Source organism: Stenotrophomonas sp. YJH_SMC_6 (assembly GCF_059371335.1).
The window spans coordinates 374597-383453 of sequence record NZ_JCAFUM010000001.1 but is presented as its reverse complement, the minus strand read 5'-3'; the positions used below and the strand labels follow the sequence as shown (position 1 = coordinate 383453).

The following is an 8857-nucleotide window of genomic DNA, read 5'->3' as shown; positions in this document are numbered from 1 at the left end:
ACCAGCGCAATTCCGTGCTGACCCAATGGCTGCACCACTACAACTGGCACCGCCCTCACATGGGGATCGGTGGCCAGCCACCTATTTCCAGAGTCCTGCTGAACAACGTGGTGGGTTTACACAGTTAGTCGACTGCTCTTCGTCCAGATCGAGAAATCCCGCGCTGCGCGCGATAGTCGACCAACGGTCGACTCTACCAAGCGGATTCCGTCGAACCGGTTGGTCGACTCCCGGCACGTGAAACGACCCGGCGGTAGAGTCGACTGTTAGTCGACTGCTCTTCGTCCAGATCGAGAAATCCCGCGCTGCGCGCGATAGTCGACTAACAGTCGACTCTACCGATCCGGTGTCATCGTGCCGGCAAACAAAAGGCCCGGCGTTCGCCGGGCCTTTCGCATCACGCATCACGGGTGATCGGTTACCAGATCACCACGCGCTTGTCGTCGGCACGCACCATCGCGTCGCCTGCCTTGCACTGGAACGCCGCAGCGAAGGACGGCATGTTCGACGGTGCACCGTTGGCTCGGAAGTTGGCCGGCGCATGCGGGTCGGTGTTCAGGCGTACGCGCAGCTCACCGTCGGTGAAGTTGCGGCGCCACACGGTGGCCCAGTTCATGAAGAAGCGCTGGTCCTGGCTGTGGCCATCCACTTCCACATTCGCCTTCGGGTCTTCCTTCAGCGCCATCTGCAGTGCGTCGTAGGCCACGGTCAGGCCACCCAGGTCGCCGATGTTCTCGCCCAGGGTCAGCTTGCCCTTCACGAACACGCCCGGCACCGACTCGTAGCCATCGAACTGTGCAACCAGCTGGTCGGTACGCTCGGTGAAGGCCTTGCGGTCGGCGTCGGTCCACCAGTTGTCGAAATTGCCGTTGGCGGCGAACTGGCTGCCAGAGTCATCGTAGCCGTGCATCATCTCGTGGCCGATGACCGCACCGATGCCGCCGTAGTTCAGCGCCGGATCGGCCTTGGCGTCGAAGAACGGCGCCTGCAGGATCGCCGCCGGGAACACGATCTCGTTCTTGGTGGCGTTGTAGTAGGCGTTGACCGTCTGCGGGGTCATGCCCCACTCGGTCTTGTCCACCGGCTTGCCGATCTTGTCCAACATGTAGCGGTAGTTGAACGCACGCGCTGCCTGCATGTTGCCGAGGTAGCTGTCGCCGTTGGTCTGCAGCCCCGCCCAGTCACGCCACTTGTCCGGGTAGCCGATCTTCGGGGTGAAGCTGGCCCACTTTTCCAGTGCCTTCTTCTTCGTTTCCTCGCCCATCCACGGCAGCTGCTCCAGACGCGCCTTCAATGCCTGCGACAGGTTCTCCACCAGGTGCTGCATGGCCACCTTCGACTCGGCCGGGAACACGGCGTCGACGTACAGTTGGCCAAGGGCTTCGCCCATGCCACTGTTGACCGACTCCAGCACGCGCTTCCAGCGCGGCTGCATTTCCTGCTGGCCGCGCAGGGTCTTGCCATAGAACTCGAAGTTGGCCTTCTCGAACTGGCTGCTCAGGTACGGCGAGGCGTCGTCGATGGTGTGGAAGCGCAGGTAGGCCTGCCAGGTGCTGGCCGGCACATCGGCCAGCATCTTGTCCATTTCACCGAAGAAGCCCGGCTGGGCCAGCGAGAACTTCTGTGCGGCCGGCACTTTCAGGGTGTCGAACAGCGCGGTCCAGCTGAAGTTCGGGGTCAGCTTGTCGGCGTCTGCGGCGCTGAGCGGGTTGTAGCGCTTGGCCGGGTCACGCATTTCGATGCGCGACATCGAGGCCTTGGCCAGGCGGGTTTCAAAGGCCATCACGGCCTTGGCCTGCTCGGCGGCCTGCGCGGCGTCCACGCCGGACAGAGTCAGCACCTGCGCGATGTAGGCCACGTAGGCGTCGCGGATCTTGGCCTGCGCATCGTCGAAGTAGTAGCCCTTCTCCGGCAGGCCCAGGCCGCCCTGGCCGACGTAGGCGATGACGTTGGCCGAATCCTTGTAATCAGCATTGGCAAACAGCGAGAACAGCACGCCCTTGCCCTCGGCCTGGCTGTCGCGCAGGTACTGGGTGATGGCGGCGGTATCGTTCAGCGCGGTGATCTTGTCCAGCTGCGGCTGCAGCGGCGCGAGGCCGGCGGATTCGATCTTGGCTTCGTCATTGCCGGTCTTCCAGATGTCACCGATCTTGGCTTCCACCGAGCCGGCCTTGGCCTGGCTGGCGGCGGCCTGCTGCACCAGCGCGCGCTGCACTTCCAGCGAGCGCTCGCGCAGGATCTCGAAGCTGCCCCAGGTGGTCTGGTCACCCGGCACCGGGTTGGCCTTCAGCCACTTGCTGTTGACGAAGCCATTGAGGTCGGTACAGGCCGAGATGGCCGGATCGAGGTCGGCGCTGTTGAGCGAGATCAGCGGCGTCTTGATCTGCGACAGGTCGAAGGCCGGCTTGGCGTCGGCACCGGCCGCCGGTGCGGTTTCGTTCTTGCCACAGGCCGCCAGCGAGGCAGCGATGGCGATGGTCAGGCCCAGCGGGACCAGGTTGCGGACGTTCATGAGGCTCTCCTGCGGGTAATTTCACAGGGTAGCCGGGGAGGCCCACGACAGGGACCGGCCAAAGGTCACAGGGGGAACGCCCGTGGTCGCAAGCGGGTGTGTGCGGACCAACGGTCCGCACACACCCAGCAGAAGAATACCCACCAACGGTGGGTATCTACTTATTTCGCCTTGCCCTGGTTGGCCACGGCTTCAGCAGCCTTGCGCGCCGCTTCCGGGTCGCCCAGGTAGCGGAACGACTGCACCGTCAGGTCGTCGTTCAGTTCGAACAGCAGCGGGATGCCGGTCGGGATGTTCAGCTCGAGGATTTCCTCGCGCGAGACATTGTTGAGGTACTTGTACAGCGCGCGCAGCGAGTTGCCGTGGGCGGTGACCAGCACGGTCTTGCCGTCCTTCAGCTGCGGCGCGATCGCGTCGTGCCAGTACGGCAGCACGCGATCCAGGGTGGTGGCCAGCGATTCGGTGCCCGGCAGCGCGTTGCGGTCCAGGCCGGCGTAGCGGCGGTCATGGATCGGGTGGCCCGGATCTTCCAGCTCCATCGGCGGCGGCGGGATGTCGTACGAACGGCGCCACACCTTGACCTGCTCCTCGCCGTGCTTGGCGGCGGTCTCGGCCTTGTCCAGGCCCTGCAGGCCGCCGTAGTGACGCTCGTTGAGGCGCCAGGACTTGTTCACCGGCAGCCAGTCCTGCTCCAGCTCGGCCAGCGCACCCTGAAGGGTGTGGATGGCGCGCTTCAGTACGGAGGTATGGGCGACGTCGAACTGCAGGCCTTCCTCGCGCATCAGGCGACCGGCGGCGGCCGCTTCCCGGCGCCCCTGCTCGGTCAGGTCGACATCGACCCAGCCGGTGAAGCGGTTGTCCAGGTTCCACTGGCTCTGGCCATGGCGCAACAGTACGAGTTTACGGGTCACTGCAGGGTCTCCAACGCGAGGAAAGGCAGGCCGCCATTGTAGCCCCGGCTGCCGCTCACCGGGCCGTGGCGCCACCCATGCGATGCTCCAGCCAATGAATACGGTGATCGACCCCGGGCGCTGGGAAGGCAGCGTCGCCGCTGCCCGCGCGCAGCAGACCCAGCTTGCCAGCCGCGTGGAGCGCCAGGACCGCCTGCCCAACGACGTGCGCTGGCTGGCCGGGCTGGATGTGGGTTTCGAGGACAACGGTGCCACCACCCGCGCCGCAGCGGTCCTGCTGGATGCGAAGACATTGCAGCCCGTGGCGCAGGAAATAGCGCGCATTCCCACGGTGATGCCGTACATTCCCGGCCTGCTCAGCTTCCGCGAGCTGCCAGCGTTGTTGACCGCGCTGGCACTGCTGCCGCGGGCGCCGGATCTGGTGTTCGTCGATGGCCACGGCATCAGCCATCCGCGCAGACTGGGCGTGGCCGCGCATCTGGGCGTGGTCACCGACCTGCCGAGCATCGGCGTGGCCAAGTCGAAACTGGTGGGCCGGTTCGTCGAACCGGGCGCCGAGGCCGGTGCACATGCGCCGCTGCAGGATGGCGACGAACAACTGGGCTGGGTGCTGCGCAGCAAGGTGCGCTGCAAGCCGCTGTTCGTGGCCGGCGGCCATCGGGTCAGTGCCGATACCGCGCTGGACTGGGTGCAGCGCACGCTGCGCGGTTACCGGCTGCCGGAGCCGACCCGGCTGGCGGATCGGCTGGCCTCGCGACGGGACGAATGACCTTCGCTGTTCTCGACGGATGCAGCCTGCACGGTCGCGTCGGGACGACAGGGTAGAGTCGACTGTCAGTCGACTAACGCGCGCAGCGCGGGCTTCGTCGCAGCCTCGCCGGAGAGCAGTCGACTGACAGCCGACTCTACCAAGGCGGTTTCGCCCGGTCGGTTTCGTCCAAGCGGTTTCATCCATGCGGTTTTGCCCGGCCGGTTTCACCCGATCCGCGTGACGGCACATCCCATTCAACGATGCACGTGGCCGCGATGCCCTTGTGCGTCTTCGCCGTGGTCATGACCTTCATGGCCCTCGTGCTCGCCGCCCTTCACCGGCGCCGGCTCACCACAGGCTTCGCCGCAGTGGTCCGCTTCAAGCTGCAGTGTCACGTGCTCGATGCCGAAGTCATCGTGCAGGCGCCCGCTCAGCTCACGGCGCAGCGCATCGGCATCGGTGCCGTCGCGCGTAACGACATGCGCGGTCAGCGCCGGCGTGCTGGAGGCCAGCGCCCACACGTGCAGGTCATGCACGTCCATTACCGCGGCGTGGCTGGACAGGCTGTCGCGCACCTTGGCCACGTCCATGCCCTTGGGCACGCCTTCCAGCAGCACGTTGATCGCCTCGCGCATCAGCACCCAGGTGCGCGGCAACACCCACAGGCCGATCAGCACCGCCAGGATCGGATCGATCGGCTTCCAGCCGGTGAACTGGATCAGCACCGCACCCGCAATCACCGCCACCGAGCCGAGCATGTCCGCCCACACTTCCAGGTAGGCGCCCTTCACGTTGAGACTCTCGCCGCTGCCGGCCTGCAGCAGGCGCATCGAGATCAGGTTGATGACCAGGCCGGCCGAGGCGATCACCAGCATGCCGGTGGAGGCGATCTCCTGCGGCTTGCTGAAGCGCCCGACGGCTTCCCACAGGATGTAGCCGGCAACCACGAACAGCATCGCGCCGTTGATCATTGCGCCCAGCGCTTCCAGGCGCGCATAGCCGTAGGTGCGACGCGCATCCGGCGGGCGCCGGCTCAGCCGCACCGCGACCAGCGCGATCATCAGGGCCAGCGCGTCGGTGGCCATGTGTGCCGCGTCGGACAACAGCGCCAGGCTGTTGGTCCAGAACGCGCCCACCACTTCGACGAAGAGGAAGGTGGAGGTCAGGCCGAGCGCCCACCACAAGGGTTTCTCGTGGCGGATCTCGGATGGCAGGTGATCGTGGTCGTGGCCCATGGCAACAGCTCCTTTGCGATGGAGGCAGGCTACGCCGGCGGCCGTGGGGAAACTATCACGGTGTTTATAACATTGCAGACTGTACGTCGCGGCTCGCCGCAGCTTGCGCCCGTGCCGGGCCACACTATGATGACCGCATCCCCTCTGGATGGGGAACGGGCAGCCGGATCGCTTCGGCGTTGCTGCCCGCAATGGACACCCAAGCACAAGGAATCCGGAACATGTGGACTACCAAGACCCCCTGGGTCGCCGTCGCCGTGGCCTGCGCGCTGGGCACGGCCGCAAGCGCCTCGGCCAAGACCTGCCAGCAGAACTTCCAGGCGGTAGGCGATCCCCGCAATGGCCAGTTCTTCACCTCCGAAGTCACCCTCCCCGGCCTGAAGCCCCGCAGCGCCCTGGGCCAGCTGCGCAAGGCAGCGCTTGATGAGGGCAACAACTTCGTCAGCGGAGATGTCATCACCGAGACCGAAGGCCAGATGTACGTGCTGCAGACCGACACCAAGATGCCGCTGGTCAGCATCATCACCGCCTCCAATGGCGGCAACGTGGTGGTCGGCACCAAGCTGTCACGCGGGCAGACCGCCAAGGAAGAGGACGCACGCAGCGCGCTGTGTGGCTGGCTGGACAAGCTCAAGACCGGCCCCGAAGGCGAGGCGATCGCGGAAGCCGTGCGTGTCTCCAGCGGTTTCGACAAGCCGATCCAGGCCACTGCGGTCGGCATGTCCACCGAAATGGGCAAGGACGCCAAGCGGCTGCAGCGGGAAATCAACACCGCACCGCTCAGGGCGCTGTTCTCCGGCACCAGCACCCCGCCGGATACCGATGCGATGTACCAGCCGTTGCTCGTCAAGTATTTCGGCCGTCGTTTCATCATCGATGGCCAGGTCTACACCGCCCAGCCCAACCGCTTTGCCAAGACCTTCGAGGTGGGCTATCTGGTCACCAAGATGAAGGGCATCGGTGGCATCGGCGGACGCCAGTCGAACGACGACAACAATGCCAACTTCACCGTGCACTGTGCGCTGGCGCCGGATCAGATGGCGCTGGGCGCCACCCTGCGCGAGAACGACTGGGTGAAACTGGAAGGCGTGGTCGACAAGATGGACACCGGTGGCGTCCACCTGCGCGATTGCCGGCAGGTGAAGTAGCCTTCAGGCTGCGCCGGGGAACGCCCCGGCGCAGGCTTCATCGGGTCAGAACCCGAAGCGCAAGCTGGCCCAGTACGCGCGGCCCGGCTCGTTGTAGGTCGCCGCGCCGGCATCGCTGCTGTTGGCCTCGCGGAACAGGCGCTTGTCGGCCAGGTTGTTCACGCCGAAGCCGAAGCTGACCGTCTCGGTCACCTTGTAGCGCGCGCTCACGCCCCAGATGTTGTACGCACCGCGATCCTGCAGTGCGATCGATGGGTCGCAGCTGCCGGTGCAGCGCGGATCATTGTTGATGTTGGTGGTGGCCGGCTTCTGCTTGCCGTAGAACGTGCCGGTCAGCAGCAGCGACAGCTTGTCGGTGGCCTGCCAGTCCAGCATCGTGTTGACGGTGTACTTCGGAATCACCGACAGCGGCTGGCCGGTGCGCTTGTTCTCGTTTTCCACCATGTAGGTGAAGTTGTTGCTCCACTTCAGGCGGTTGCCCTGCTCGCCCAGCAGCGGGATCACCAGGTTGCCTTCCAGCCCCTGCACGATCGCCTTCGGCGCGTTCTCCCAGCGGAAGATGCGGCCCCTGGTGTCGGCAGTCAGGCCGATCTGGGTGTAGCCGGCCTGGATCTTGTCCTTGTAGTCGTTATGGAAGTAAGTCAACGAGGCCTGCCAGCCGCTCTGCGGTGCCCACTCGATGCCGAGTTCCTTGTTCAGGCTGGTTTCCGCCTTCAGGTCCGCATTGCCGCGCATGTAGCAGCCGGCGCCCAGGCTCGGCAGTGCATTCGGGCAGCCATTGCCACGGGTGTAATACAGATAGTCCGGATTCGACTGGTACAGGTTCGGCGCCTTGAACGCCCGGGCGATGCCGCCCTTCACCACCCAGTCGCCGTTGATGCGGAACTGCGCGTTGAGGCTGGGGCTGGTGTTGTTGCCGAACTGGCTGTGGTGGTCGAAGCGCAGGCCCGGGGTAACGATCCAGCGCTCACCCAGGTAGATGTTGTCTTCGACGAACACGGCGGTGGTCTGCGCATCGGCCTTGCCCCGCGCACGATCGGCCGACAGCCCCGGGATGCCGCCGCCGCTGCTGCTGGACTGGCTCATCGAGTACGGGTCGGTCAGGCGGCTGTCCAGGTATTCAAAGCCCAGCGTCCAGATGTTCTCGGCACCACCGAGCGTGGTCGGGAAGCTCACTTCGCCGTCCAGCTGGTAGTTGCGCAGTCGCGAAGTCGACCAGTCGGTGCCGTTGAAGCTGCCTTCCGGGCCACCGGCCAGGCCTTCGTTGATGCGTGAGTTGTTCACCGCCTCCACTGCGGCCGTCACCCGCGAGGTCACGTCGCCCCAGCGGCCACGATGGGTGATCGCGCCGGTGTTGCGGTACATGCGGTTGGTCTCCGCTTCGCCCTCGGCCAGTGCCGCCAGGTCAACGCCGGTCGAGGTACCGGTGGTGCTGACCGCGCGATCACCAGCGTAGATGTTGCCCTGGCGGCTGGTGCCGGCTTCGAACTCCACCACCTGGTTGGCGGTCACGTCCCAGCGCAGCAGCGCGTTGACATCGCGGTTCTTGACGCCCTCGCGGCCGGCCGGCGGCACCGCGTTGGGGTTGGTAGCGTACTGGCGGTTGAGCTCCAGCGAGTCCGCGTCGGTCTTGTTGAGATTGCCGTACAGGCGGAACGACAGGGTGTCGGTCATCGGCCCACTCAGCTGCAGGCCGACGCGTTCGCTGCCACCTTCGGCGCTGTGTTCGGGCACCAGCCCATACAGGTCCACCGCACCGGTCAGGTCGCCGGTCGGGCGCTTGGTGATGATGTTGACCACGCCGCCGGAGGCACCGGAGCCATAGCGTGCCGCCGCCGGGCCGCGCAGCACTTCGATGCGCTCGATCATTTCCGCCGGCACCCAGTTGGTGTCACCGCGGGTATTGCGCTCGCCGCTGCGCCCCATGCGCACGGCATCGCGTGCGCCGATGCGCTTGCCATCGACCAGGATCAGGGTGTTTTCCGGGCCCATGCCACGCAGGTCGATCTGGCGGTTGTTGCCGTACTGGCCCGAGGCGCTGTTGCCGGTCAGGTTGACGCCCGGCATGGTCCGCAACAGCTCGGCGATGTCGTTGGCTGGCGGCCGCCGGGCGATATCCTCGGCGGTGATGGTCGAGGTACCCAGTGCCTGGCGCGCGATCTGCGAGGCGGTGACGTGCACCGTGTCGATATCGGTGGCGTCGGTTTCGGCCTGGGCGGTCAGGGCGCTGCCCGCCAGCAGGGCGGCGACGGCAAGCGCCAGCGGGCGCGGTGAATGGACAACGGCAGGAGACATGATCA

At 65.8% G+C, this 8857-nt stretch carries 7 protein-coding genes; 3 read left to right on the top strand and 4 right to left on the bottom strand.

Annotated elements, in window-relative coordinates:
• Window positions 1–128: integrase core domain-containing protein (locus AC5P9N_RS01805; protein WP_146256670.1), on the top strand; the 128-nt coding region annotated here is incomplete at its 5' end.
• 290 nt (window positions 129–418) lie between these two features.
• On the opposite strand, the gene AC5P9N_RS01800 is transcribed toward AC5P9N_RS01805, so the two are convergent.
• Window positions 419–2512 (bottom strand): M13 family metallopeptidase, encoded by a 2094-nt coding sequence (locus tag AC5P9N_RS01800; RefSeq protein ID WP_099484380.1) that lies wholly within the window; start codon window positions 2510–2512, stop codon window positions 419–421.
• 161 nt (window positions 2513–2673) lie between these two features.
• Window positions 2674–3423, bottom strand: coding sequence for a 2,3-diphosphoglycerate-dependent phosphoglycerate mutase (gpmA, locus tag AC5P9N_RS01795; RefSeq protein ID WP_005408679.1), 750 nt, complete (start codon window positions 3421–3423; stop codon window positions 2674–2676).
• Between the two features lie 94 nt (window positions 3424–3517).
• Between gpmA and nfi the strand changes: the two genes are divergently transcribed.
• The gene (nfi, locus tag AC5P9N_RS01790) at window positions 3518–4192 is read left to right on the top strand and encodes a deoxyribonuclease V (RefSeq protein ID WP_099484379.1); all 675 of its coding nucleotides are present in this window, start codon (window positions 3518–3520) and stop codon (window positions 4190–4192) included.
• Window positions 4193–4428: 236 nt separating this feature from the next.
• On the opposite strand, the gene AC5P9N_RS01785 is transcribed toward nfi, so the two are convergent.
• Entirely contained in the window at window positions 4429–5409 is a 981-nt protein-coding gene (locus AC5P9N_RS01785; RefSeq protein WP_005412668.1) for a cation diffusion facilitator family transporter, read from the bottom strand.
• A 221-nt stretch (window positions 5410–5630) separates the two neighbouring features.
• On the opposite strand from AC5P9N_RS01785, the gene AC5P9N_RS01780 reads away from it, so the two are divergent.
• The gene (locus tag AC5P9N_RS01780; protein ID WP_005408676.1) at window positions 5631–6557 is read left to right on the top strand and encodes a hypothetical protein; all 927 of its coding nucleotides are present in this window, start codon (window positions 5631–5633) and stop codon (window positions 6555–6557) included.
• 45 nt (window positions 6558–6602) lie between these two features.
• Here AC5P9N_RS01780 and AC5P9N_RS01775 read toward each other — a convergent pair whose 3' ends face one another.
• Window positions 6603–8852 (bottom strand): TonB-dependent siderophore receptor, encoded by a 2250-nt coding sequence (locus AC5P9N_RS01775; RefSeq protein ID WP_043035536.1) that lies wholly within the window; start codon window positions 8850–8852, stop codon window positions 6603–6605.
• Window positions 8853–8857: the final 5 nt, after the last annotated feature.

Bases quoted from the DNA above. Each gene is read 5' to 3' on its own strand.
- AC5P9N_RS01800 (WP_099484380.1), bottom strand. From the start codon at position 2,512: ATGAACGTCCGCAACCTGGTCCCGCTGGGCCTGACCATCGCCATCGCT.
- nfi (WP_099484379.1), top strand. From the start codon at position 3,518: ATGAATACGGTGATCGACCCCGGGCGCTGGGAAGGCAGCGTCGCCGCT.
- AC5P9N_RS01785 (WP_005412668.1), bottom strand. From the start codon at position 5,409: ATGGGCCACGACCACGATCACCTGCCATCCGAGATCCGCCACGAGAAA.
- AC5P9N_RS01780 (WP_005408676.1), top strand. From the start codon at position 5,631: ATGTGGACTACCAAGACCCCCTGGGTCGCCGTCGCCGTGGCCTGCGCG.
- AC5P9N_RS01775 (WP_043035536.1), bottom strand. From the start codon at position 8,852: ATGTCTCCTGCCGTTGTCCATTCACCGCGCCCGCTGGCGCTTGCCGTC.